Genomic DNA, 26,182 nt, shown 5'->3' with positions numbered 1-26,182 from the left:
ATTTGATATTGCACTTCATGTGTTAATCTAAGAATTAATTTGAGGAATCAATTATGAAAGCTAATGTAGGCAGCACCGAAAGAACGCTACGTATCATCGCAGGCGTGATCATTATCGCTATTGGTATCTATTATGGCAGCTGGTGGGGCGTGATTGGACTAGTGCCTTTGTTTACCGGCCTATTCCGTTTTTGTCCCCTTTATACGATATTAGGTATGAATACCTGCAAGCGCTAAGCTGAGACGATAATAAAGATAGTTGCAAATCAGAAAGGGTCGGTAATATATAATGTTATCGGCCTTTTTAATTTATTAAGGTGGCAATCCTTCAGCCGTTGCCTAGCTCTAGAATAAAGGGAGAAAGTTGTGAATCCATATCAGCGTTATGTATTACCAAAAATGATTGATATCGCCTGCGGTACGAGTGCAGTGATGGCGTTGCGCGCCAAGATTATCCCGCAAGCCACAGGTGAAGTGCTAGAGATCGGCATCGGTAGCGGACTTAATTTGCCGTTTTATAACCCAGATACCGTCTCTGCTATTGTCGGAGTCGATCCAGCAGCACAAATGCAGAAGCTGGCGCGTACTCGGGCGGATGATATCGCTATTCCCGTTGAGATAATAGCCGTTGATGTGCAAGGTATTCACGCGGCGACAGATCGCTTTGATACGATCGTCATGACCTTTACGCTATGTAGTATCGCTGATCCAATAGCGGCGCTACGGGAGATGGCACGAGTGCTAAAACCCACAGGCCAATTGTTATTCTGTGAGCACGGCTTAGCACCTGATCTTACCGTTGAGCGCTGGCAACACCGATTGACACCTTTATGGAAGCCGTTAACCGGTGGTTGTCACTTAGATCGTAATATTCCAGCACTGCTGGCGGCAGGTGGCTTTGAGGTTGTAGCGTTGAGCGAGGCATATCTATCAGGGCCGCGCGCGCTTACTTATATCTATAGTGGGCAGGCGCGTCCATCGACTTAGCGTTGGGGTTTGATATATATAATTTTAGATGATATAACTTTACTATTATTTTTGTGATAAAACAGGAGTCATTTTATGAGCGACCAAGCTATGCATATCGTATGCACTCATTGCCAAGCGACCAACCGAGTCCCTAGCGCGCGTCTAAGCGCTACTCCTAACTGCGGTAAATGTAGCAAGCCATTATTGACCGCAAGTGCCTATGAGCTAACCGCGCAAACGGCTCATAAAATTATTAAAAAAAACGATGTTTTAACGGTGGTAGACTTTTGGGCGAGCTGGTGTCAGCCCTGCCTAATGATGGCGCCACAGTTTAAAACAGCAGCGAGTCAATTACCGCAAGTGGTCTTCGCCAAACTGCAAACCGATAAATACGAGCAAGCCGCTGCGCCTTATAATATCCGCAGTCTACCGACGATGATCGCATTCAGAGGAGGTCGTGAGATAGCGCGACAGTCAGGTGCATTATCTAGTGGGCAAATAGTGCAGTGGGTGCAGAGCTTACCGTCATAATTGAGGTTTGTCACTTTGCCAAGTTGAATACTAAAAAGCCAATACGTTAATAGCGTATTGACTTTTTAGTATTAGCATAATCTTAGTTTTCGTAGGGTGCGCCATGCGCACCAGCAGCTAGATTGTGCTTATTGATTGGTGCGATGGAATGTGCACCCTATGCTTATTGATTTTTAGGTTTCTAATAGCTGTTACGCCACATCTAAAATCAGATAACCGCCCTATATAAGCGGCTACTCACCATAAACCTTTAGACCGTCAGCAAAGCCACAACGCTGAATGCGGGCTGATTGCACGATAGCGTCACGCTCACCATACAGTCGTGATAATTTGGCATCACGCGCTTTATTATCGTTACTTTGACCCACACCAAAGCTAATATTAGGGGAGATACCCCAACGACCAGCGGAGATACCGACACCGACACCCGAAGTTGATAGGGTTGAGCGCTGCTTGCTAGTACCCTCAACGTAACGCTCTACACGATTGTACTCTTGAACGAGTGACTCACAGTTATAGCCCTGATAAGTGCTTGGTGGCACGTACTGTGGCGTAAGATTACCGCTAGTGGCACAGCCTGATAGGCCAAATATGCCAGCAGCTGCTAATAGCGAAGCTGTAGTAAGGTTTTTCATAATGGCTCCATAGGGTAAAATAGTGCTAAGGTGTTGACTTTATTTAAGATATATTGTTTGTTACCTATTTTAAAATAGCAAAAATAAGCGCTTTATGATACTAAAAACGTAGAATAGTAATCAAAGATCAATCTCTAAATCAAAAAAACTTTAACTGATAATTTAAAATAATAACTTAAAACCAAAACTTAAAATAAGTTCTCAGGTTTGACATAAGCTAAAGTCACAATGCCAGCATAAGCGATGGCAGCGATAAGAATACCAACTTTGCTTTGGCTAGGCGTGGCCTGTCCATTAAAGGCCTTTACACTGGAACTGATAGCAGCTACTAACAAAATAATCTTAGCAAACACCCATTGCACAGGTGCCTGAGCACTCATCAATTGCATTAGCATCCAAGCGCCTGTGACAATAGCTAGCGCATAGAGAATATGAGTGGCGATCTTGATCGGCCGCGCCGCTTGTTTATTGGCGCTTAGCACTAAGTAGCTTTGATAAACAAACACACCAATCAATAAAAATACCAATAGCATATGCAAATGTTTCATGAAAAATAATTCCTATAATGGCTAACGGTCGTGACTGCATTCACAAAGTAAAACCACATCTAAGTAGATGAAGATAAGAGTCTAAATATAAGGGTTTCAAAGAGCTATTTATTTTGACCTGCACATAGGGGGCTATCAGGGCTTACGCCTTGCATTTGCCATTCATCAGGGGTGTATGCATGAATCGCTAGTGCGTGGACACTGCCACCCTTAGAGGTCAATAGCTCAGCTACAGCTTCATAAACCAATTGATGCCGCGCCACAAGACGCTTACCAGTAAAGTCTGAGCTTACGATAGTGAGCTTAAAGTGGCTCTCTTTTCCCTCAAAATAACCGGCATGATCCACAGATTCGTTAATCAGCTCAAGGTGCTCAGGGTGCAGGGCTTGTAGCGCTTGATTTAAGGCGGTTGCAGTAGGCGTTATCATAGTAGTCCTCAAGCTGTAAAATATAGATGATTATAAGCGTATTATTATAACAGATACCATAGCCGTAGCCTTCGCTACAAAATAAACCATCGAGCAGAAAAATAGAGCATAAACTCCCATTTATACTCTATTACATTCATATCACTGTTAGTAATGGCTACTTTTAGCTTGTTAGCCTTTCAGATTAGTAACTAGCGACGTGACTTTTGATACAAAGGCATCACTTTAGGCATCAAAGCTTGCAGCTGAGCAATACGATTGCTACTAGTAGGGTGAGTACTCAAAAACTGCGGTGGCTCGCCTTGGCTGGCGCGTTGCATTTTTTGCCATAAGGTTATCGCCGCTTGCGGGTTGTAACCTGCACGCGCCATCAGTTCAAGACCGAGCTGATCTGCCTCAGACTCTTGGGTGCGACTGTGAGGACGACTTAGGCCTAAATCACCAGCAACGCCTGCTAATTGGGCTTGGCCTTGTGATAGACCAAATATGCTAGCCGCGACACCGATACCCGTTTGCGTCGCGTACTCACGCGATAGACGCTCACGAGAGTGCTCACGCAAGGCATGTGATATCTCATGACCCATGATAGACGCGATTTCATCATCAGTCAGGTTTAGTCGATCAATAATGCCAGAATAGAACATGATTTTGCCACCAGGCATGACAAAGGCGTTTAGCTGCTCAGACTTAATGGTGTGCACTTCCCAATTCCACTTTGCCGCGTCAGGACGATAAGTGCCGACTTGTCCAACCAAACGATTAGCAATACCTTTAAGGCGATCTAGTTGTGCCTTATTAGTGTCAAGAACACCTTTTGCACGAGCTTCTTGAATACTTTGCGCGTAGCTTTGCGCTGACATCTGCAAAACTTCCTCGCTTGAGACCAACAACAACTGTTGGCGATCAATACCTGTTGCACCACCACTAGTAGTACTAGTACAACCTGATAAGCTCAATGCTGACAGCGAGGCTGCCATAATTGTCGTAGTCAGTAATTTTTTCATAATAAGTCCTCAAAGTTTAGATAAAATGAAACAGTACAAAATAATTATTAGAGATTAGACTATATAGGTATAGTGAGTAATAAGTATAGTGACAATAAGTATAATAGCTGTGTACCCATGAAACCAATAGAGTAAAAGTAACAATACAGTATAGCCTTGTAAATGAATATCGTTGAATATTAGTAATTTTAAAGCTGTGCAACGATAGGTAAGTCAACAATGGCTACTGCGCTAAAAGTAAAGTTTTTTGATAGTTGTTAATATTCCTTAAAAGATACGCTACAACGAAAATAACTTTAAAATAATTTTTATCGGTTCAACTATAAATATCCTGATAAATAGAGTACAAAATCAATTGATTAGCCTGATCTGAACGTAATCTAATGAGAGTGTGAAACTGTCATTTTTATTTAAAAGCAAAAAAGGGGTTGACACATTCTAAATAATTGCTAAAATAGCCAGCCTATCAAGACGGTGTTACTAATAGCATTTATTGATATATGCGGGAATAGCTCAGTGGTAGAGCATAACCTTGCCAAGGTTGGGGTCGAGAGTTCGAATCTCTTTTCCCGCTCCAAATATGGCTACAGTGTTTCAGGTACTGGGTATTTTAAATACCTAATCTATAGACACTTAGCAAAAGCCTCACATTCTTATCGGGAATGTGAGGCTTTTTTTGGTCTAGATTTTATGGCTAATAAGCATTGTTAGTCTGTTGACTGACAATGCTTATTAATCTACCTCTTTATTAGTCTACTTTTTTGTTAATTACTCGACAATCTGCAAACGTTTCGCTAAGGGTAGCGTATTCTTTTCAAAGTCATCAACCATACGGTTCAACTCTTTGATATTGTCTTTTTCCTCTTGCAAAGTATTGCCATCTTTTAGTAGCAACTGATTGTTCTTTTTCAGTGCTTGCCAAGCATAATCGACCCATTCTTGTCTTGATTTTTTGCCTTGTATATACGCATATAAGAAGATCAGTGGGAATCTACCATAAGTCAACGCGCTACCTGTCAATGGACTGACTAATGCCGTTAGCTCAGGGCTCACTAGACTTTGTTGCATCAAATAAGTATTAAGCTTGCGACACTGTTCACGTACCGACTCAATGATATCGTCGTCTTGTACTAGTATTATCGCACCTTGACTATGCAAAATAGCCAGCGACTCAAATAACCAGTTTTGCTGAAAATCATCGGGTAGCTTATTTTGCAGATCAGCAACTTGATGTATCTTATGATCACTCAATAGATCGACGACTTTTTGATAAATATCATCACGCAGAGTCACTGTGCCAATACTGCCTTTGACTTCAAATTTTATATTTTCGGCGTTGGATAGCATCATAAAACGTAGCTGATGCCACGTCTGTTCAGACTTAGCGGTTGAGATATTACGTGCGCCTTTGACCCAATAATCACGGCGAAACTGCTTGTTGTGAATGTAGTCTTTGACGCTCTGAGTAAACATAGGGTCGTCTATGCTGTTGATAAACTCGCGCTGATCTGCGGTGTAGTTGCTAGGTGCATAATCCTCCAAAAAACTTGCCGAACACGCAAAATTGGTTTTAGTCGGTGATAACCAATCGGCCATCTCAGAAAAATACATCGGCTGCCAATCACGATTGAAGTACTCATGCGCCAGATAGTTAGGGTTTTGTTTACTGATAGCATCTAAGCGCTCAGGGATAGACGGTACTTGCTGTACTAACGGCTGACACAATTTGAGCAAATCTTGGGTAAACCCGATAGAGGCTTTGACTCGCTTACCAATGCCTTGGCTACGGCTACCATGCATATGATCATGCTCAGTGAGCATATGGCGAATAGGCGAGGCAGCTGACCAGCCAGGCAAGGTGTTATAACTGATATAAAGTACACCGCCAACTTTTAGCTTACGACGTATAAAATCAGTGATGATAGCGCGGTTTTCATTAGAGACCCAAGACCAAATACCGTGCAATCCAATAAAGTCAAAGTCTGGTAAGTCGTCACGACTACAAAACTCACTGAACGACTGATCATAAAGGTGAGCGTTACTGCCTGAGACATTAGACAACTCTTGCGCAAAGCTGGCTTGAGAGGGATTAAAGTCTGTGCCGTACCATTCAATGTCTGAAGCTGCTGCATGGGCGTTGATGGATACGCCTTGACCGAAGCCAAGCTCGCAAGCGGTAGTAAATTTTGGCGCCTCTAACCCTGCCATCAAAAAGGGAATTTTGACACTGTTGGGATTAAGTTCTGCATAATATCCATAAGTATAGCCAATATCGCTAACGTAGCCTTCTGACCAGTTTGCCATGCTTGTATCCTTGTGTGCATTGAGTTCATTATTTGAGCTGCTATGAAATACTAACAGTAATTCATAAAAATTGGGAAAGGGTTTATTATTTTTTATCCCAAAACACCTAGGACAAAGTGAAAGCTGTTTCAATAATAGGTGGTCTCAGCCGTTAAATAAATTGTTAATAGACAAACGGTTGAAATCAAGGGCTGAGCATGAGACTCGATTCCAATTCAGTTAGGGCAAACCTGTTGGTAAATTAATATTTTCGTAACCTTTATTACCTATGTTAACGGTGCCGGAGTGCAAACGCTGGATCAATAAGCAATCTAGTTTCTCTACTTAATAGATTAGTAGTCAATAAAAAAGCGCAATGCCTATTCTAAAAGGAGTTGCGCTTTTTTTTGTCAAAATTAAATTTGTATGCAAATTTATGATTAAGCTGTTTGCTTGTCTTTACCACTCATTAAGCTATTGACTACCCAAGCAGGGCCAATCAATAAAAACTGTAAATCTTCAAAAAATGATGGCTTTTTACCTTCAATCTTATGACCGACGAACTGCCCAATCCAAGCAACAACAAAGACAGCTGCCCAGACCTTAAAGCCTATAGGAAGTGTTGCCATCACACTTAAGCAAATGAGTATAAATATACCCATCGCTAAAAATAGTGATGTTGAAAGCTGCATATAGAATAATAAGACTAAAGCACTCAGCACTAGCGTAAACCAAACGGATAGCGACATGCCCATACCTAAGATGCTGACAAAGATAGTGGGCACAGCGAGCCAGTGAATCTTTTTATTGACGAAGTTTTGGTGGCTAACCGCGTATTCAGTGAGCCACTGCTCTAAGGAGCGTTTGGACATTCTGGATTGACGGCTACGAGACATACTAACCTCCTTGTTAGTGAAAAATGAATTTAGCTATCGATTAGTTGTAGCACTATTTCAGTCTGCATACCATTTTATCTCGTAAACCGCGCAGTCATAAGGCTCTGTTATCACGCTGTTTTTAGGGCATCCTGCTCGCTTCGATACCATTCATACAGCCCAACGAAAGAATTGACCTGATATACCATCGTTTGAATAGCAAAGATATAATTACCTGACATTAAGTTCACGGCCAGCCATACAAAGTTAGAGATAATCCACAGCCACCAGTTAAAGGAGTAGCGTAATATCATCGCCGCCTGCGCAGTAATCGATAATATAAAAGCGATAACGTTAATCCAAAAAAACGAGATAAAACCTAAAAATAAGCTATTGTCATCTTCAACGACGCCGTAGCCATAGCTGGCGAGTAAATCATTAATCGTAGGGAATAAAGCTAAACCTATGACCATAAAGGTAAGCGTAATCAGCCAAACCCACTTATTGGCCGATTTAGGTATCATATCGCCATCAGCGTCAGTATTCTTAGTCCAATAAAATAGCCCATAAAGGTGAGTAAAAAAGTTAAATAATGGCGCTAGCATCAAGCCGACTGAACCCGCTGTCCCCTGTACGATCACCTCACCAGCGGTCGCACCCATACCAAAGCCGTTGCCCAGTATGTTTTTACGAAACGATAGCGATACAACGCAGACTAGCCCTACAAATGACACACCCAAATAGAACCAATCAAGGCCAGTATGCTCAGTGGTCAGCCAAAACCCTGCCGATAACGCTAGTACGCCTGCAATAAACCAAGCCACTATCCATTGTAGCGCCCACTTCCCTGTAATATTATCCAATAGCTGAATGCGCATTTTTTTTATTATCCTCAAAATTTCAACGGTTATCTTTTAATTATAGTTTTATGGTTTATTTACTAATTGATTTGCCATAAACGTACTCATCAATAAAAGCTACTGCCTCGAAATAACGAGCATCATAATCTGGCTTATCTATCAGATGTGGCTCAATGTTATGACGATCAAAGATATCAATGAGTCGCTGCTCAAAGCGTCCACGCGATGCCACGCCTCCTAATGAGCGCATGCCATCAGCGACCCAAGGCGTATTATTATCGAGCATAATCGTATAATCTAAGCGAAACTCATTAATACAAGCACCAACGAAAGGCTGATTGCGCCCTTCATATTCCTCACAAAATGCCTGCGTGGTGACAAAGTCCGTATCGATAATCGTTATAGGCGCAGTAGCACGGGCCTTGGCCTCCCGTATAGCTTGCGCATGATTAAGAGCGATCGGCGCATAATCGCTATATTGCAGCCCAACCTCGCTACCACCCAAATCCGTCCCAACATAGAGCCGTCCCATCTCTAAGGCAAAGCTGGCCCCGTAGAAGTTCGCCAGTTTATGCACTAAGGTGGTCTTGCCTGAGCTTTCACCACCGACGATAGCTACAGTCTTAGTATAGTCGCCACGCGCCTCTGGATGAATAGCTGACCAATGCGCTATTGGGTTTTTTGCGATAGCATAAGAGTCAAACTCTGATTGCAATGGGGTAGTGATGATCTGCATTGATAGCTGCGCGCGTACACCATCTTGTGCTAAGGGATGATTCTCTGCCATAAACAGCACTGCGTCTGTAGGCAAGCTCAACTCTGCTGTTATCAATTGCAGCTTGGCATTGCTTGCTGCTATATCGACAGCCACCTTATCAAAGCTTTCATGTAGTGGCAGCGCTATTGTCTTTGTCGTATAAATATGGATAAAAGGCAGATCAGCACAAGCCATCTGCAACCAGCGTGCTTTATCTTGCAAAGTAATATGAAAGTCTAGATGCGGGGAAGGGTGCTTAGTGATGATAATATGCAGCTCTTTAGCTTGTCCCGCTGCCGCTAGAATACTACGCATCTGTCCTAAATGTAGCGGTTCAAAATGTCCTATCATTATGCCAGTATCGTACATACGACTTCCTATGTTTTAAATGCGAGTTTTGACTATAGACTTTAAGCGTGAATCTTGTCTATTGCTAATAATTGTTAGCAATAGACAAGATTAATAATTTATGTGCATGGTATAAAGGTTTGCGTATTTATACAGGTAGGTTATTGTAAATAGGGCTACTTTGACTATAGATATTCGTAAAAGTTAAAAAATATACAATCACGACCACTATAAAATGTTGATTTTCAACCCTTTGTACAATTTGCGGCAATTATACTGCGGCAATAAACAGGTAACAAAGTCATTCTTGAAACATTTTGAAATAACTATTTAAAATCAGCAGCTTACAAGCGATAATGACAGGGTAGAGCAACTTTAGTTAGCATAAATTCACAAAGCATGCCTACACTATCAACAGATAATTAAGCATAAGTTGCTATACTTAGTCGTAAGTTAAGCAGAACCGATAGGAGTATAAATTTGACCAACTCTTCAAACAAGTTAGCAAAGTTACATCGCTCAAGGAACAATCGTATTTTAGCAGGGGTTATGGGTGGTATTGCAGAATACGTGGGATGGTCACCGTTTTGGGTTCGAATTTTATTTGTGGTGATATCATCGTTAAGTGCGGCAGTTCCAGGTATCTTAATTTATATCGTATTGTGGTTCGTCATGCCCAAAGCGACTAGTCAATCTTATCAATAGTCGTGTCTTATAAGCAAAGTTAACGTTTTAGAAAAAAGCTTCACCAAAAACAAAAAGCCTGTTCAAACAGGATACTGTATTACACTTTTCCTCCTACCCAAATGTTTATTCATTTGGGTATTTTTTTGCTGCCTTCGTAAAAATTAGTTAGGGTAAATATAGCTAAAATAGCCATTTTTTAGTAAGGTAGGCAGTTAAACCAATACTTAGCCATACAGAGCTAAATAGTTTTTAATAATGTTGATTCAAGCTTTGTCTCACTCTATTCATTCCACAGCGATTTTCCTATGACTTCCCAAGCTATAAACTCTCAAACTTTAACCTTTCAAGACTTGATCTTAACGCTACAAAATTACTGGGCTTCCAAGGGCTGCGTAGTCTTGCAGCCTTATGACATGGAGGTCGGTGCAGGTACTTTTCATACCGCAACCTTCTTGCGCTCTTTAGGTCCTGAGCGCTGGAACGCCGCTTATGTACAGCCTTCACGCCGTCCAACAGATGGGCGCTATGGTGATAACCCGAATCGCTTGCAGCACTATTATCAGTTTCAAGTGGTACTCAAGCCTAATCCGCCTAATATTCAAGAGCTGTATTTGGACTCATTGAGGGCGATCGGCATTGATCCGCTGATACATGATATACGATTTGTAGAAGACAACTGGGAGTCGCCGACGCTTGGTGCGTGGGGTTTAGGTTGGGAGATTTGGCTTAACGGTATGGAAGTCACCCAGTTTACGTATTTCCAGCAAGTCGGTGGTATTGAGTGCTTCCCAGTAACGGGTGAGATTACTTATGGTCTTGAGCGCTTGGCAATGTATGTGCAAGGCGTCGATAGCGTTTATGATCTAGTCTGGGCGGATGGTGAATTTGGGCGAGTCACTTATGGCGATGTGTTTCATCAAAATGAAGTTGAGCAGTCAACCTATAACTTTGAACACGCTGATGTACCGAAGATGAGCGAGTTTTTTGACTTTTATGAGGCGCAAGCTGATAAGTTAGTGGCTGAGGGTTTACCACTGCCTGCTTATGAGATGGTGCTAAAAGCCTCACATGCCTTTAACTTATTGGATGCGCGTGGCGCGATATCAGTTACCGAACGTCAGCGTTTTATTCTGCGAGTACGTACACTAGCGCGTAAAGTCGCATTAGGCTATGTCGAGGCGCGCGCTAAGCTTGGCTTCCCACTAGCCGATGATGAACATCGCCAAGCCGCTTTGGATAAGTACTTGCCAAAAGCTGATGAGCAAGCTGATAAACAAAATAATGATAACAAACCTGCCAAAAACAACAACGATAAATAGGAGCATCCCATGAGTACGATTTTGTTTGAGTTGGGGTGTGAAGAGCTGCCGCCAAAAAGTCTAAAACCCCTACGTGATGCGCTACAAACCAGCGTTACGGATCAGTTAAAAAATGCTGACATTAGCTTCGAGAGCATCAGAGCCTTTGCCGCGCCGCGTCGCTTGGCACTACAAATTCAAGGTATCAGTGAAAAGCAGCCTGATCGTAGCGAGCAAAAGCGTGGACCTGCGATAAAAGCGGCATTTGACGCGGAGGGTAATCCAAGCCGCGCCGCCATTGGTTTCGCCAAGGGTTTAGGTATTGATCCAAGTGAGCTTATCACTATCAACACGGATAAAGGCGATTACGTCGGCTACGAGCAAACCATTCACGGGCAAGCGGTCACTGAGCTACTACCACAGATATTGCAAACCGTGTTGGATAATCTGCCGATTGCCAAGCGTATGCGTTCGGGCAGCTCAAGAGAGGAGTTCGTGCGTCCCGTACAGTGGGCGGTCTTGATGCAAGATGACCAGCTCGTTGAAGCGACGATTCAAGGTCAGCAAACAGGCACTCAAACGCGCGGTCATCGTTTTCATAGCCCTGATTATCACGCTATTGACCATGCCGATAATTACGAGTCGCTGCTGCAAAGCTTAAAAGTTATTGCGAATTTTGATAAGCGTAGAACGCTGATTAATAATCAAGTAAAAACTTTAGCCGATCAGGTGAATGCAAAGGCAATCGTGCCACAAGAGTTGCTCGATGAAGTGACCGCGCTAGTTGATTTCCCTATTGCATTGCGCGCAAGTTTTGAGCCGCGGTTTTTGCAAGTGCCACAAGAGGCACTAATCTCAACTATGCAAGCCGATCAAAAGTATTTTTGCTTGACCGACAAACAAGGCAAGCTGCTACCGTACTTTATATTTATAACTAATATCGAATCCAAAGACCCCAACCAAATTGTTGAAGGTAATGAGAAAGTCGTCCGTCCTCGTTTAGCTGATGCAGAGTTTTTCTTCCTGCAAGATCAAAAACAGCCTTTATTTGCATTAACTGAGAGCCTCAAGACACGAGTATTTCAAGATAAGTTAGGCACTATCTGGCAAAAGTCCGAGCGTATTGCCAAGCTAGCTGCTTTTATCGCGACCCTCATGCTAGAGCAAGGTGTGCAGATCGATATCGATGAGACCGTACGCGCAGCTATACTGTCCAAGGCTGACTTAGCAAGCTCGCTAGTCGGCGAATATCCTGAGTTGCAAGGGATTGCAGGTACTTATTATGCCCGCTTAAATAATGAGCCTGAAGCCGTTGCTGCCAGCTTGCAAGAGCAGTATCTGCCCAAGTTCAGTGGTGATGTGCTACCACAAACGCCAATTGGTATCTGTCTGGCACTGGCAGACCGTTTGGACACGCTAGTAGGTATTTTTGCTATCGACCAAGCGCCAACAGGCTCAAAAGATCCGTTTAGTTTACGTCGCTCAGCCATTGGTATTCTACGCATTTTAATAGAGAAGCAGCTGCCCATTAACTTAGTAGCACTCGTTGAGCAGGCGATTAAGAATTACTCTAGCGCTGATAATGATGCCACTATCAAGATGGGTGATACCTTTACTCAAGTCATCACCTTTTTGAATTCACGCTATCGGGCGATGTACACTGAGCAGGGTGTCAGTGTCGATACTATTCAGGCAGTACAAGCGATTAATCCGCACATGCCGCTAGATTTTGATCAGCGTATTCGCGCGGTGCAAGCCTTTAGTGAATTGCCGCAAGCCTCTAAGCTGGCCGACTCTAATAAGCGTGTGGCTAATATTTTGGCTAAGTCTGAGGCGCAAGTGGCTGATAATATCGATGAGTCGCTATTGTCTGAGCCTGCCGAGCAACAGCTGTATCGTGCAGTGAACCAAGCACAGGCAGCATTAGCGCCTTTACTTAAAGAGGCTGATTACACCCAAATCTTGCAAAAGCTTGCGAGTCTAGATGAGCCACTGACGCAATTTTTTGATGATGTGATGGTGAATAGTGAAGATGCTGCACTCAAAGGCAATCGCTTAGCACTGCTCAAACAAGTACGTGCATTATTCTTAACTGTGGCTGATATTAGTGAGCTACAATTATAAATAATACCAAAACCAAAGAGTACGATTGACATTGTTAAACTTGCTAAGTCTACTAGATGTATTACTTGCACAAGTTTGCCGCGCCACTCTAATTTTTGGGAATGGTATAAGCTAGCTACACTCACTGACTCTGATAGCTCACATTGCAGAGCATAAAAAATGGCGCTGCTACTTATCATCAAGGCCGCGCCGTTTTTTATAGCAAATGGTTTTATTTGAGCTAATAATTGTGCTGATAGGTCAATTTACAGTAAACTTTAAGCTATGGTCATAATCGTTAACAGGTATTCAAAGGAGCATTGCCGTGTTTGCTGTTGTTATTATAATTATCATAGTCTGGATCTGCATGTGGCTCTTTTATAAAGTCATGTACCCGCGTGCGCCTAGGAGTATGATGCCGCAAAAAGGCGATGTGACAGAGCCGCGTCATTGCGACTTTTGTGGTCACAGCTTAGCCGAATATCGCGGAGTACTAGAGACCAATGCTATAGTACCTGAGTCTACTATCATTGACGCGGATACTAATGATAGGGCAGATAATACGCTGTTTTTCTGCAATTATGAGCATCAAGCCGACTTTCATGCAGGTAGGAGCTATCAGCCCTAAGCGCATTATTCACTGGAGAGCACTTTAAGCTTAGCAAATACTATTTATAATATAGACTGAGCGTCCGCTATTACTTTATTTAATAAAGCTTCGGTTTGATCAGAATCTTGCTTACGTGTGACATCCATTTTATTATTGGCATGAATCTTTTCATATAAGTTTAAGCACGCTAATACCAATAGATTTTCTTGCTTTAGATTTGGCGACTCTCGCTTGATATTGACCGTAAAGTCGTTGATATAGTAGACAGCTTCTCGTAATTCGCTCTCCTCATTGGCAGGGCAAAATACGCTATAATTGACTCCAGCGATGGCGATATCGACTTTTTTCATTGCCGCTTCAGGCTTTGGTGCTGTTTTAGAAGTGGCACTGCTATTAGCTTTGTTATCAGCTTTATTTTTACTCGCTAAAGCATTAGTAGCCGAGCTTGTAGTAGACGCTGACTTATTAGCATTATCTGTTTTTGGCTCATTAGCCTTAGTTTGATCTGATGCCACAGTTTTTGTCGGCGGCATTTTTTTATCGTCAAAAGTATTATCAGTCATAAAAAATCCTACAGTGTTTTAAAATATAATGGGAATAAAGTTAAGTCAGTAGTTGTTAATCTAAGCTTAACTCTCCATCTGATCGATACGGGTTAGACGCTGGAGCACCACTTGAGTACGTTCAGCCGCCAGTTGGTTTTTTTCTTGCAAGTCATGATTTTGCTGCTGTAGCTCACCATTTTGTTGAGCAAGTGACTCATTTTTCTGTTGCAAATCTTTATTTTTTTGCTGCAAATCAGCCAATTGAGTGTGCAGCTTGTCTTGCTCTTCACCTATCATATGATGAGCTTCAGCTAGGCTTTGATAGCGATTATCCAGATCATTGAGTTGTTTTTTACTGGCATCACGTTCAGCAAAGCTAGTATCAAGCTTAGCCTTTAGCGCGGATAGCTCTTTTGGATCAGTATTAGGCTTTTGTTTGAGGGTATTTAGCTCATCACTGACCAGCTGATACTGCTTTTTGATATTGAGTACCATTTTTTCTAAGACTTTTAGGTGTTCATACATAGTCAGTTTCTATCCTTAACCAGTAGGGTGTGAATGAATTTATAGTTATCCGTTTAATAATGCCATAGGTGACCGCATAATAGCTATATCAACACCGTAATTCATCAACAAACTCACAGCCCTCTATATTGCCAATAATACTTTATATAGCAGATAGCTTATTTGTTATAAGTGTTTTTTGGCGACTTTTAGTAGTCACTATTGGGTAATTAATAATAATTAGGATAATTTTATGAATGATAACATTTCAGGCTGGAATACTTGGTTAACAGTCTTTGAAGAGTGGACGGATGTGAGCATCAGTGAGTTGCATGGACTGATGACAGGCCTTATGACGGCTTGTGATGCGCCAGATAGTGAAGGCTGGGCGAGAGTACTTGAGGAGCTAAGCTTTGCGCCGCTGCCAGAGCCTGCCTTGACGCTATTGACGGAAGAGGCTGAGGACACCGTATTTCAGCTCAAAGATAAAGACGATGCTTATGCCTTTACGCCCTTGGTTCCTGATGATGAACATGATTTATACGAGCGCGTAATGGCACTGAAACAGTGGGCGAATGGTTTTATGACCGGCTTTGGCATTACCGATTGTCGTTTGACGGCTGAAGAGAATGAAATGCTGACTGATTTGGCAAAGATTGGCGCTATTAGACTAGAAGATGAAGAAGATTTTGAGGGTGGCGAGGAGTCCTACCTGCATATTTATGAGTTCGCGCGTATGGTTCCTGTCAGCTTTGCTACCCGCACCCGCAAACCTGTAAAAGATATCGCGTTGATTGCAGGCCTAGCCATCGATGCCAAAACGGCCAAAGAGCAGCAAGCAGAAAGTCAAGTCGCTAATGGTAAGCCAAATAATAAGCCAAAATCTATACCGCCTGTGTTAGATGTTATGAATCAGCATAATCCGTCTTAATATTGGCTATTACAGTATGGACGTAGATAATCATAAGTGGGAGTATAAAATGCTAAACGATAAGGATAAAAAGCATTTGCAGCGCTGTATTGAGCTGGCAGCCGAAGCTTTAGCAGCAGGCGATGAGCCTTTTGGTAGCGTACTGGTGGACGCTGATGGCACAGTGATGAATGAGGATCGTAATCGTGCTAATACGGTCGATGCCACTTATCATCCAGAGATTGCGGTGGCGCGCTGGGCGGCGCAAAATATGACTGCCGATGCTCGTACGCAAGCGACGGTTTATACCTCAGGTGAGCACTGTGCGATGTGCTCGGCGGCGCATGCTTGGGCAGGTCTTGGACGTATCGTCTATATCAGCTCCTCTAAGCAGTTAGGCGAGTGGATGGCGGAGATTGGCGCAACATCGAGCTCACCAATTAGTAGTTTATCTATCCAAGAAGTTGCACCTAATATACCAGTTGAAGGGCCGATTGCAGGCTTAGATGAACAAGTTAAAGCGTTGCAAATACGCGCTCAAAAGCGAAATTAGTGAGTCTAAGCACTACTTATGTTTGTTAGATTTGATAAGTTAAAAGGGACGTCCAATGGCTGTAACAACTAGTAAAATTGAAGAAAACCTATGCAATGATATGAAAAATTATCCTCAAAACAGTATCGACTGGCTGACGCGTTTGATTGGCTTTGACACCGTGAGTCGTCATTCAAATCTAGCCTTGATTAAAGATGTGCAGGCTTATTGTGAGCAGTTAGGCTTAGCAGTCGATTTAACTTTTAATGCAGCGCAAGATAAAGCCAATCTATTCGTCACCGTACCAGCAGGTAAAAATGCCGATGTGGTAAATGGCGGGCTGGTGCTATCGGGTCATACCGATGTCGTACCTGTCGATGGGCAAGATTGGAGCTCTGATCCGTTTACCGCTACTATTCGTGGTGACAAGCTTTATGGGCGCGGATCATGCGACATGAAAGGCTTTATCGCTTGTGCATTAATGCTATTACCTCAAGCTGTTGAGCTGTCTAAGGCTGGTAAGTTAAAACGTCCTATTCATTTGGCTTTATCATTTGATGAAGAGGTAGGCTGCCTGGGCGCGCCACTCATCTTGGCTGATTTGGCTGCGCGTGGTATCCAGCCTGATTACTGTATCGTGGGCGAGCCAACTTTGATGACAATGGTGGTGGCGCATAAAGGCATTGCGGTATATCGTTGTCGCGTCCATGGCAAGTCTGCTCATTCATCATTGACTACTCAAGGCGTCAATGCCATAAGTTATGCTAGCAAAATGATCGGCTTTGTCGATGATTTGGCTGAGCAATTAAGCCATCGTGATGATAGCGATGCGCTGTTTGATGTGCCGTACTCGACGCTATCAGTCGGTACAATACAAGGCGGCACGGCAACTAATATTGTCCCGAATCTATGCGAGTTTACCTTTGATTATCGTAATCTGCCGCATATGACGCAAGACGATATATTGACGCCTATTCAAAGTAGAATCGCTGAGCTGAACGCACAGATGCAAGCGCGCTCGGCCGATACAGGTATTGAGCTACAGCATCTAGAGAGCGTGCCTGCCATGACTGATAATACCAATGATGAGCTGCAAAAATTGATAGCTGCATTGGTTGACGATGACAAGCGTCATAAAGTCGCTTATGCCACTGAGGGCGGGCAGTTTACTGGTGCAGGTATTCCAACGATCATCTGCGGTCCAGGTAGTATTGAGCAAGCCCATAAAGCCGATGAGTATGTTGCGCTTAGTGAGCTTGAGCGCTGCGATGTTTTCCTGCAACGTTTGCTAGAGAGTTGTATAGTTGATTGATTTGTACTTTGGAATCGGTGTGTTACGCTTGAGCTAACCCACCTTACGCCAAGTGTTTTAGATAGAGTTATTGCTGTGAAATACACCGTCATTATGGCGGTGTTTACTTTTTTATATTTATAGTATTTTTAATCAATAAACTAGGGGTTCGTCGATGTCTTGGCATCTATTTGCAGTGTTCTTTGCTAGCACATTTTTTATATCGGCAACGCCAGGTCCTAATATGCTGTTGGCGTTTCAATATGGCATGAATTATGGGGTTAAGCGTACTATATGGACGCTAGCAGGTCTAAGCCTTGGGCTATTTATGCTGCTTCTATCTACGCTACTAGGACTGGATGTTATCAGTCGCCAACAGCCTTGGTTGTTAGAGGTTATCAAGACAGTCGGTGCGATATACCTTATTTATTTAGGGATAAGCTCATGGCGTGATAGTGGTGATAGTAGCTTGATGGAGGATGCTCGCGAAATGAGTGCAGAGGTCGCTGCGGATTATTTGGACCAAGCAAAAGATAGTGCTGTCTACAGCTCTCAGTCGCACCCTAAACCCCGTAGTTTATCCAGCGCGGCGACTAAATCTAGTTCTAGCAATATGGTTTTGTTTCGTACGGGCGTTTGGGTATCACTGTCTAATCCAAAGGCTATTTTATTCTTTGCCGCTTTTTTTCCTAAATTTATTAATTTTAGCGCGCCGCTTTGGCCGCAATACATATTGCTCACTGTAGGGCTATTCTTAAGCGAAACTATTTGGCAAATTATCTATACCCTTGGTGGCAAAAATCTGGCGGGTTGGCTCGATATTGGCAACCGTTTGGCTTGGCTCAATAGAATGTGTGGTGTTATTTTTATGTTAATTGCAGCGGCATTATTATTCGAAGTGATTAGTCATTTTATAAGTTAATAATAAATAGTTGAACATTGATTTTATGAACATGCATAAAATTTGAGGTAGTTTTAAGTGTATAATATGAATTTAAAAATATATTATATATTTATGAGATAGTTAAAAATAAATATTGACTTTAATTTTTAAAGCGTTATTATTATTCGACAAGGTTATAGTGCTTTGCTATAACACATCTTATCTAATCTGCTAGGGTCAACCTTTGACCATTAGCCATAACTGACGGAGGAATTACTATGTCCCATTCCAATAATACGATGTTTTTAAAGATTGAATGTACTAAGCAAATGACAGCAGTAATGACTTCCAGAGGTTTGGCTACCCTTAGCTATCTATTCTAAGCACTCTCTATAAAGTTAACTGCATAGTAGACTCGCTTTACTCAATAGTAGTAAGCGCTCTCTTAAATACGGTATTGAGTATTATCGACAGCCTATTTTGTTGTGTCGTAATTACTCAGTTATATGAAATAGCGTCATCTCTTTAGTTATTCTATTCTTTGAAACTCATCAAAATAATTTATATTTTTATTGATGTCATTTATTTGGCTTAAATAAAGATAATGGTATTTTATTGTCTAAATTTTATTAAATATAAAAATTCTTATTAAATTAGGACAGAGAAGTTATGTCTTTATTTTAATAAAAGATAATCAAATAAAAATAACAACGAAAAATGGAATATTACTGAATGAGTATTCAATTAGTATTAAATAAAAGTGGCAAACACGGCGTCCCTGTCAAAATTTATACCACGGATGTCGAGCAAGGCGCTTTACAGCAGTTGCGCAATTTAGCACAGCTTGAGTTTGTGCATTCCCACATCGCAGTTATGCCTGATGTGCATGTCGGTAAAGGCGCGACGGTCGGCAGCGTGATTCCGACCAAATCTGCCATTATCCCAGCAGCCGTTGGGGTCGATATTGGCTGCGGTATGAATGCAGTGCGCTTGTCACTGACGGCAAGTGACTTACCTGATAGCTTAAAAACAGTACGCTTGGCGGTTGAGCAGCAAGTGCCTGTCGGTTTTAATATGCATAAGCAAATTCAAGCCAAAACCTCGACCCTTGACCCGCTTGCGAAACGCCTCAAGCCTATCACTGACAAGCATCCAGGTTTGCTCAAGATGCTCCGAGGGTTTGAGCGCACGTGGGCCAAGCAAATCGGCACGCTGGGCGGTGGTAATCACTTTATCGAGTTGTGTTTAGATGAGAACAACGATGTCTGGGTTATGCTACATTCTGGTAGTCGCGGCATCGGTAATTGCATCGGACAGTACTTTATTAACCTTGCCAAAAAAGAGCGTCAATCGCGCTTTGGTCATGTGCCTGATCGTGATCTGTCTTACTTTGCTGCAGGCTCGAACAGTTTTGACGATTACCTCGAAGCGGTCGAGTGGGCGCAAGATTACGCACTAGAAAACCGCCGCGAGATGATGCGTTTGGTCATTAAGGCTTTGCAGTCACCACAAGTAGGTTTGCCTAGGTTTCAATTAACCAAAGAGGCGATTAATTGCCATCATAACTATGTCAATGAAGAGGTGCATTTTGGTGAGCAAGTCTATGTCACGCGCAAAGGCGCAATCAGCGCTTATGCAGGCGAGTTAGGGATTATCCCCGGCTCAATGGGCGCCAAGTCGTTTATCGTGCGTGGACTTGGTGATAGTGAATCGTTCTGTTCTTGCTCCCATGGGGCAGGGCGCAAGATGAGCCGAGGCAAGGCGATGCGTGCCTTTACCATCGATGAATTAAAGGCGCAAACCGATGGCGTTGAATGTCGCAAAGACAAAGGTGTCATCGATGAAATACCTAGCGCGTACAAGGATATCGACGAGGTAATGGCTAATCAGACGGACTTGATTGAAGTGGTGCATACGCTCAAGCAAGTGATGTGTATCAAAGGTTAATAGCATTTCAAATTGTGTTCTGAGCTTTGTTATTCAGTTAAAGCAAAGCTCTTCACATATAAAGACTTAGGAGAAATTTATGAATTATCCATACGTGAATAAAAATGGTAAGAGAACTGATTAAAAATAGAAAATTAGGATAAAAAAATGAGCTTAGAACAAACTCTAAAAAAAGCTAAACAAATTGAGCGCCAGTTAGAACAGAAAAATGATGCCGATAATAATGCAAGTCAGCAAACGTTGGGCGCTGTCAAACCACGCAATTATTTGGCGCTAGATCCGTTGTTAAGAAAAGGCGGTATTCACGAAAAAGAGGATATCGATATCGTCCGCAAAAAACGCCGTCGCGAGACTAAGCAGCGATTGCGTCAAACGGATTGGTTATCAGAGTAATGATAACTAATTTTAATATTTACCGAAAAAGCCGTTCACTATCTAATAGCGAACGGCTTTCTTTATTACCTTAAATTTCTTCTAAAGTTTTAAGCCAAAACCTCAACTAACTCGCCCTTAACCATATGCGGACTGACAAAATCAGTCACGCGTACGCTAACGATTTTGCCCAGTAGCTCAGCCATTTTATCTTCGTCATATGGGAACATCACGGTACGGGTATTATCAGCCGTACCGATTAAGCAATCAGGATGACGATTAGCGACTTGCTCGACTAAGACGCGTGTAGTAGTTCCAACCATCTCATGCGACTTCTGTAGAGTAGAGTCGATAATTACTTTTTGAAATTCAGCTAAGCGCGCTTTTTTAGTTTTAAAGCTGACATCATCAGGCAATTCTGCGGCTGGCGTGCCGGGACGCTTAGAGTAAATAAAGCTATAAGAATGATCGAAGTTTAAGTCTTTTGCTAAATTAAGCGTATCCTGAAAGTCTTGATCGGTCTCACCAGGGAAGCCGATAATAAAGTCGCTCGATAAATGAATATCAGGACGCACCGCTTTGAGTTTTTCAATTTGAGTGGTGTAGACATCGATAGTATGATTGCGTTTCATAGCCGCCAGTATCGCGTTCGATCCACTTTGCACAGGTAGATGCAAGTGCGAGACTAGCTCTGGTAGCTGCGCATAAGCATCGATAATATCATCGGTAAATTCTAGCGGATGGCTGGTGGTATAACGAATGCGCTCAACACCATCGACATGCGAGACATAATGCAGTAGCTCAGCAAAATGGCAAATGCTACCGTCGTCTTTTTCGCCGCGATAGCCATTGACGTTTTGACCTAATAGGTTAATCTCGCGTACACCCTGCATGGCAAGACTATCGATCTCAGCCAATACATCATCGAGTGGACGTGATAATTCTTCACCGCGCGTATAAGGCACGACACAAAACGAGCAATACTTTGAGCAGCCTTCCATAATAGAAACAAAGGCTTTAAACCCGTCAACTTTTGGCTCAGGTAAAAAGTCAAATTTTTCAATGCTAGGGAAGGAGATATCCATCGTACCGATGCGATTCTTGGGCGCGATGTCCTTTTGCTCATTGGACTGGTCGTACAATTCTGGCAGGCGATGCAAAGTTTGCGGGCCAAAGACCATATCGACATAAGGCGCGCGCTTTTGAATGTTATCGCCTTCTTGCGATGCCACGCAGCCGCCTACACCAATCACTAGATCAGGACGTTTCTCTTTAAGCTTACGCCAGCGTCCAAGCTCAGAAAACACCTTTTCCTGAGCTTTTTCGCGGATTGAGCAGGTATTCATCAAGAGTACGTCAGCTTCATCGATATTATGAGTGACCTGCATACCGTGCGAATCGCCAAGCACGTCGAGCATTTTATCAGAATCATAGACGTTCATCTGACAGCCTTGCGTGGCGATAAAAACTTTTTTGCTGGTTGGCGCTGTCGCTGAAGCTGGTTCTGATATTTCCATGAAAGAGGGCGCTACGACTGTAGAGACAGCAGGTGCGGTATCTGCATTATCATTGGTGCGCGGATTAAATACAGTAACACTCATAAAGAAGATCCATGATTAATAAACAAATATAGCGGCAACAGGCCATTAATGGTGACGCATTTTATCATAATTGGCTGATAAAGTGAAAAAGAAGCTTAGACTGACAGCGACAATCATGATAAATTAATTACAATAGTATCAATTGCTTATCTAACTGTTAATCTCATTAAAAGTTAAAACAATCATAACGCTTCAAAACCATTGCTTTGTTTTGACTGTTAGTAATTGTCACAACACTATCGCTATGAATAGCACGATTTATCTAAGTGTTGTCAGTCCTATCACGGTTGTGTTGCTCGCCACTGTCCTCTTTATTGATGAAAGGTAAAGGGGATAGTGGTAAGTGAAATTAATATAGTATGATAAGCGCCTGAGCAGCTTATAAAATTTTATAGCGCTATCTATATTAAGTTATCTATACCGAATCATTGATCATTATATATTATAAAGAGAGTCCGTATGCCAAAGCAGCACCAGCCTAATACTTTGCAAAAAAGTGACACGTTCACTAAGCGTTTTGATAAGCGTTTTAATGCCAGTACTTTAAGAGTGAGTGCGTTGAGCTTAGCTACGGCAATGAGTGCGCTTGGGTTATCGCAAGTGGCTTGTGCGGAGCTGACATGGGGCGATAATGAGAGCTATCAAGGAGAGACTGGCTATCAGTCAGGCAATAGCTATAACCAAGACAGTAGTGTCAGCGCCTTTAATGCCGCTGCCCAAGCGGAAAATCGCGGTGATACTAGTGCGCTTTATGGTTATGAGCAGCAGATGAGCGGTGGTTTGTTTGCGATGTATCCAACATATTGGCGCATGAATTTGGATATAGGCTCTCAAAGCGCTGCTAGCGTTTCACAGTTTGTCCGTCAATACCCTAATACCGTTATGGCAGAAAAGCTAGCCGCTGACTTTGCCGAGACCAAAGCGGCTTCAGGCGATTATGCAGCGGTACGTCAAGTGGCAAACCTGATTACTAATGCTGATGCTAGTGAGCGCTGTGCGATTGCCCTCGGGTTCAATAATGGTGGCGATACTATGCGTGCTATGGCGGCCAAATCTGACGTTTGGCTCAAAACGCTTAAGCAACCTGCATTATGCGAGCAGCTAGCGAGCGAGATGAATAATAATGCGCTTATTAGCAATCAAGATCGCGTGGCACGTCTCAAGCGTATGCTACGTAAAGGCAAAACGGGCGATATAATGTCGTTGTCTTCACGTCTAGGGGTTTCAATTCCTTATTCAGCGCTTAGTGAAATTCAATTAAGTCCGACCTCGTTTTTTAGTCGTTTTGGTATGCAGCCTAATAGCCAGATGAATCAATACTTGTATTTGTATGCGATGGGGCGTTTGGCAGATAAGTCTTATCGTGAGGCTGCTATACAGCTGGACTTTGATGTTAAACAAGACAACCAGCGCGCTACGCGTTTACTAGATGATGACACACGCCGCTATGCCTATCGTATTCTTGGTGTAGAGCGCATGGGTCATAATACTGATGATGGGTTCAATAGCGAGGCGGTAGACTGGTTCCGTAATAGCTTAGACGCTGACTTTAATTTTGAAGAAGCCGAAGATTATGCTATGGCCGCTATTCGTTTTAGCCGCTGGGATGATGTGGCCCAAGCGATCGCTAAGATGGATGCTGAGACCCAAAAGGATAATCAATGGCAGTATTGGCTAGCGCGCGCTTACGAGCAATCAGGTGATAATAATAAAAAGAGCACTGCGAAGAGAATGTATCAAAACTTAGCTAAGAGTAATGAATACTACGGCTTGATGGCAAAAGACAAAGTCGGTCAGCGTTTTGATGTCAGTAGCTTGGGAGGTAGTAATCTACCGAATGTCAGCGGTGCTGATCGCAATCGCGCTATGCAAGACCCCAACTTTGCTCGCGCCTTTGCCTTGTATAATGGTGATGCCAGCCGTGCCTATGCCAATCGCGAATGGAACTGGGCAGTAAAAGTTGCGCGTGATAATCGTGATGACAATTTGGTTATTGCCGCCGCCTTGCAAGCTCATGATATGGGCTGGCTAGATCGTGCGGTTTATGCCGCAGATAACACTGATAGAGCGAGCAGCTTGGCGCTATCGCATCCGATGCCGCACCAATCGCAAGTAGTTCGTTATAGCCAGTCAGCCGGTATTGATCCTGCGTGGGCCTACGGCATTATGCGCCAAGAGAGCCGTTTTGTGACTAATGCCCGCTCAGGTGTTGGGGCTAGTGGCTTGATGCAGATTATGCCCGATACGGCAAAATACATCGCTCGTAAGCTTGGTGAATCCTATAGCTCAAGTAATGCTAATAGCGGTGATACCAATATTCGTTACGGCACGTGGTATATGAGCGATATCCTAGCGAAGCTTAACTATCAGCCAGTACTAGCAACAGCAGGGTACAACGCAGGTCCTAATAAAGCCAAACGCTGGCAGCCCGTTTATGGCACGCTAGATGCTGATCAATATGTTGAGTCAATCGCCTATCCTGAGACTCGTAATTATGTCAAGCATGTGATGGAAAACGCCACTGTCTATAGTAGTTTGTTAGGTCGTCCTCAGCCTATCACTCAGCGTATGGGTACTATTCCAGCCGCTTTTTAACTTAGTCAGTATGATATTAAGATCTAACAAAGCCATTAGCGATTATTTGCTAATGGCTTTGTTGTGATGGGCTAAGCTTATAAAGATATTTAGTCGTTATTTGTTAGTAAGCTTACGATTTTGCTATATATAAAAAAAAGCGTTTTGTTAACATGATAATAGTAACTATGCTTATTCCAAGTATTGCTACATAAGACTATTGCCATTGTTTAATAACCTTTGACCGTTTTATTACTTATGACAAATAAATATCCAAAATTGCCGACGTTGCCAAAGTGTAGAGCAGCGCTGAGATATATAGCCACTGATCGTCAGCTGGTTAGACAAGCGTGTCTGTGCTTTACTAAAAAACCTCGATGCTTACAGCAACAGTATTCAGCATTTCATACAGCAAGTCGGGTAGTCAGTCTATTATCTATATCTGCATTTATGGCGATGCCAGCACAGGCTGCTAGCGTGGCTAAGTCGGGTCAGCGCGTTCTGATGATTGAGATGACCCCTGCGCTATGTAAGCTGCAACCGACGCGTGCGCGTATGCGTCAATGTCTAGAGGGTTATTCACTGACAGTGTCAGGTCTGAATTTGGGTTATGGCACTCGCTGTGGGCGGGGTAGTGAACCTGATTTGACGCCATTACAATTAAAAGTGGTCAATCGTATCATGCCAGATAATGCCGTGCGCAGCCAAGCATGGCAACGCTATGGCGCTTGTAGCCCGTTTAGTGCTAACAGCTATTTCCGTCAAATTGTAAGCCTTGCAGGTGATTTAAAGCTCCCTAGTGAGCTCAATACTGGTAACAGCTATACAGTGTCTAAATCTCGTTTTATCGGACAGATGACTCGCCTTAATAGTGGAATGTCATCATCAAGTCTCGATTTGATTTGCCAAGATGGCAATCGTCGCCAGCCTATATTGACTGATGTACATATTTGCTATGAGGGCAGCCAGTTTAGTAGTTGTAGTCAACCCGTAAATAATTGCGGTAGCAACTTTATAATCTCAGGTGGCAAGTAGCGCTCGGTAATATATTTCACTACTTTTAATAGTTAACAATTAAAATGTAACAA

26 protein-coding genes and 1 tRNA gene are annotated in these 26,182 nt (G+C 42.9%); 16 read left to right on the top strand and 11 right to left on the bottom strand.

Translation table 11 applies throughout. The features are described 5' to 3' along the window. Positions 1-53 precede the first annotated feature (53 nt). The 3 genes from ACR63T_RS11050 to ACR63T_RS11040 all read left to right on the top strand — a co-directional run bounded on the left by ACR63T_RS11050 (position 54) and on the right by ACR63T_RS11040 (position 1,499). Positions 54-236: a YgaP family membrane protein gene (locus tag ACR63T_RS11050; protein ID WP_472784028.1), complete on the top strand. Its 183-nt coding sequence runs from the start codon at positions 54-56 to the stop codon at positions 234-236. 129 nt (positions 237-365) lie between these two features. Beyond that, positions 366-986 carry a class I SAM-dependent methyltransferase gene (locus ACR63T_RS11045; RefSeq protein WP_472784027.1) on the top strand — a complete coding sequence of 207 codons (621 nt, stop codon included), beginning with the start codon at positions 366-368 and terminating at the stop codon, positions 984-986. 75 nt (positions 987-1,061) lie between these two features. Further along, the gene (locus ACR63T_RS11040; RefSeq protein WP_472784026.1) at positions 1,062-1,499 is read left to right on the top strand and encodes a thioredoxin domain-containing protein; all 438 of its coding nucleotides are present in this window, start codon (positions 1,062-1,064) and stop codon (positions 1,497-1,499) included. Between the two features lie 233 nt (positions 1,500-1,732). Here ACR63T_RS11040 and ACR63T_RS11035 read toward each other — a convergent pair whose 3' ends face one another. The 4 genes from ACR63T_RS11035 to ACR63T_RS11020 all read right to left on the bottom strand — a co-directional run bounded on the left by ACR63T_RS11035 (position 1,733) and on the right by ACR63T_RS11020 (position 4,114). Beyond that, entirely contained in the window at positions 1,733-2,134 is a 402-nt protein-coding gene (locus ACR63T_RS11035; RefSeq protein WP_472784025.1) for a hypothetical protein, read from the bottom strand. A 188-nt stretch (positions 2,135-2,322) separates the two neighbouring features. After that, complete coding sequence (locus ACR63T_RS11030; RefSeq protein WP_472784024.1) at positions 2,323-2,682, bottom strand: SirB2 family protein; 360 nt, start codon at positions 2,680-2,682, stop codon at positions 2,323-2,325. 104 nt (positions 2,683-2,786) lie between these two features. Next, positions 2,787-3,110, bottom strand: coding sequence for a BolA family protein (locus ACR63T_RS11025; protein WP_201570057.1), 324 nt, complete (start codon positions 3,108-3,110; stop codon positions 2,787-2,789). Between the two features lie 191 nt (positions 3,111-3,301). Beyond that, positions 3,302-4,114: a M48 family metallopeptidase gene (locus ACR63T_RS11020; RefSeq protein WP_305898831.1), complete on the bottom strand. Its 813-nt coding sequence runs from the start codon at positions 4,112-4,114 to the stop codon at positions 3,302-3,304. A 502-nt stretch (positions 4,115-4,616) separates the two neighbouring features. Here ACR63T_RS11020 and ACR63T_RS11015 point away from each other — a divergent pair. Further along, positions 4,617-4,691, top strand: a tRNA-Gly gene (locus ACR63T_RS11015). Between the two features lie 191 nt (positions 4,692-4,882). Here the strand turns inward: ACR63T_RS11015 and ACR63T_RS11010 are convergent. From ACR63T_RS11010 to nadR, 4 genes are all read right to left on the bottom strand, one after another. Further along, positions 4,883-6,418, bottom strand: coding sequence for a methyltransferase regulatory domain-containing protein (locus ACR63T_RS11010; RefSeq protein ID WP_472784023.1), 1,536 nt, complete (start codon positions 6,416-6,418; stop codon positions 4,883-4,885). Positions 6,419-6,837: 419 nt separating this feature from the next. Further along, entirely contained in the window at positions 6,838-7,293 is a 456-nt protein-coding gene (locus ACR63T_RS11005) for an Mpo1 family 2-hydroxy fatty acid dioxygenase (protein ID WP_472784022.1), read from the bottom strand. Positions 7,294-7,403: 110 nt separating this feature from the next. Then, positions 7,404-8,150, bottom strand: a complete 747-nt coding sequence (pnuC, locus tag ACR63T_RS11000) for a nicotinamide riboside transporter PnuC (protein ID WP_472784021.1) — start codon at positions 8,148-8,150, stop codon at positions 7,404-7,406. Positions 8,151-8,205: 55 nt separating this feature from the next. Beyond that, positions 8,206-9,258, bottom strand: a complete 1,053-nt coding sequence (gene nadR / locus ACR63T_RS10995) for a multifunctional transcriptional regulator/nicotinamide-nucleotide adenylyltransferase/ribosylnicotinamide kinase NadR (RefSeq protein WP_472784020.1) — start codon at positions 9,256-9,258, stop codon at positions 8,206-8,208. Between the two features lie 528 nt (positions 9,259-9,786). Between nadR and ACR63T_RS10990 the strand changes: the two genes are divergently transcribed. From ACR63T_RS10990 to ACR63T_RS10975, 4 genes are all read left to right on the top strand, one after another. After that, a complete protein-coding gene (locus tag ACR63T_RS10990; RefSeq protein ID WP_472785272.1) occupies positions 9,787-9,942 on the top strand; it encodes a PspC domain-containing protein in 156 nt (51 codons plus the stop codon). A gap of 287 nt (positions 9,943-10,229) precedes the next feature. Then, complete coding sequence (gene glyQ / locus ACR63T_RS10985; RefSeq protein ID WP_305898827.1) at positions 10,230-11,243, top strand: glycine--tRNA ligase subunit alpha; 1,014 nt, start codon at positions 10,230-10,232, stop codon at positions 11,241-11,243. 9 nt (positions 11,244-11,252) lie between these two features. Continuing rightward, positions 11,253-13,346, top strand: coding sequence for a glycine--tRNA ligase subunit beta (gene glyS / locus ACR63T_RS10980; protein WP_472784019.1), 2,094 nt, complete (start codon positions 11,253-11,255; stop codon positions 13,344-13,346). A gap of 346 nt (positions 13,347-13,692) precedes the next feature. Next, positions 13,693-13,953: a hypothetical protein gene (locus ACR63T_RS10975; protein ID WP_305898825.1), complete on the top strand. Its 261-nt coding sequence runs from the start codon at positions 13,693-13,695 to the stop codon at positions 13,951-13,953. Between the two features lie 44 nt (positions 13,954-13,997). Here the strand turns inward: ACR63T_RS10975 and ACR63T_RS10970 are convergent, their stop codons facing one another. Further along, positions 13,998-14,498 carry a cell division protein ZapA gene (locus ACR63T_RS10970; RefSeq protein WP_472784018.1) on the bottom strand — a complete coding sequence of 167 codons (501 nt, stop codon included), beginning with the start codon at positions 14,496-14,498 and terminating at the stop codon, positions 13,998-14,000. Positions 14,499-14,564: 66 nt separating this feature from the next. After that, complete coding sequence (locus tag ACR63T_RS10965) at positions 14,565-15,005, bottom strand: hypothetical protein (protein ID WP_472784017.1); 441 nt, start codon at positions 15,003-15,005, stop codon at positions 14,565-14,567. 232 nt (positions 15,006-15,237) lie between these two features. On the opposite strand from ACR63T_RS10965, the gene ACR63T_RS10960 reads away from it, so the two are divergent. From ACR63T_RS10960 to ACR63T_RS10935, 6 genes are all read left to right on the top strand, one after another. Beyond that, a complete protein-coding gene (locus tag ACR63T_RS10960; protein ID WP_305898822.1) occupies positions 15,238-15,915 on the top strand; it encodes a UPF0149 family protein in 678 nt (225 codons plus the stop codon). Between the two features lie 49 nt (positions 15,916-15,964). Next, a complete protein-coding gene (locus ACR63T_RS10955; RefSeq protein ID WP_472784016.1) occupies positions 15,965-16,447 on the top strand; it encodes a nucleoside deaminase in 483 nt (160 codons plus the stop codon). Between the two features lie 55 nt (positions 16,448-16,502). After that, positions 16,503-17,738 carry an acetylornithine deacetylase gene (gene argE, locus ACR63T_RS10950; protein WP_472784015.1) on the top strand — a complete coding sequence of 412 codons (1,236 nt, stop codon included), beginning with the start codon at positions 16,503-16,505 and terminating at the stop codon, positions 17,736-17,738. A gap of 154 nt (positions 17,739-17,892) precedes the next feature. Continuing rightward, on the top strand, positions 17,893-18,639 hold the full coding sequence (locus tag ACR63T_RS10945) for a LysE family translocator (RefSeq protein WP_472784014.1): 747 nt from the start codon (positions 17,893-17,895) through the stop codon (positions 18,637-18,639). A gap of 693 nt (positions 18,640-19,332) precedes the next feature. Further along, on the top strand, positions 19,333-20,547 hold the full coding sequence (locus ACR63T_RS10940; protein WP_472784013.1) for an RtcB family protein: 1,215 nt from the start codon (positions 19,333-19,335) through the stop codon (positions 20,545-20,547). Positions 20,548-20,694: 147 nt separating this feature from the next. Continuing rightward, the gene (locus ACR63T_RS10935) at positions 20,695-20,940 is read left to right on the top strand and encodes a hypothetical protein (protein ID WP_472784012.1); all 246 of its coding nucleotides are present in this window, start codon (positions 20,695-20,697) and stop codon (positions 20,938-20,940) included. An 89-nt stretch (positions 20,941-21,029) separates the two neighbouring features. Here the strand turns inward: ACR63T_RS10935 and miaB are convergent, their stop codons facing one another. Further along, the gene (miaB, locus tag ACR63T_RS10930) at positions 21,030-22,520 is read right to left on the bottom strand and encodes a tRNA (N6-isopentenyl adenosine(37)-C2)-methylthiotransferase MiaB (RefSeq protein WP_472784011.1); all 1,491 of its coding nucleotides are present in this window, start codon (positions 22,518-22,520) and stop codon (positions 21,030-21,032) included. A gap of 576 nt (positions 22,521-23,096) precedes the next feature. On the opposite strand from miaB, the gene ACR63T_RS10925 reads away from it, so the two are divergent. Beyond that, positions 23,097-25,115, top strand: coding sequence for a lytic transglycosylase domain-containing protein (locus ACR63T_RS10925; RefSeq protein ID WP_472785271.1), 2,019 nt, complete (start codon positions 23,097-23,099; stop codon positions 25,113-25,115). A gap of 237 nt (positions 25,116-25,352) precedes the next feature. Continuing rightward, on the top strand, positions 25,353-26,129 hold the full coding sequence (locus ACR63T_RS10920; RefSeq protein ID WP_472784010.1) for a T2 family ribonuclease: 777 nt from the start codon (positions 25,353-25,355) through the stop codon (positions 26,127-26,129). Positions 26,130-26,182: the final 53 nt, after the last annotated feature.

The organism is Psychrobacter sp. M17(2026) (assembly GCF_055699815.1).
The sequence above is the reverse complement of the archived record's forward strand: the minus strand, read 5'-3'. Positions and strand labels throughout refer to the sequence as shown.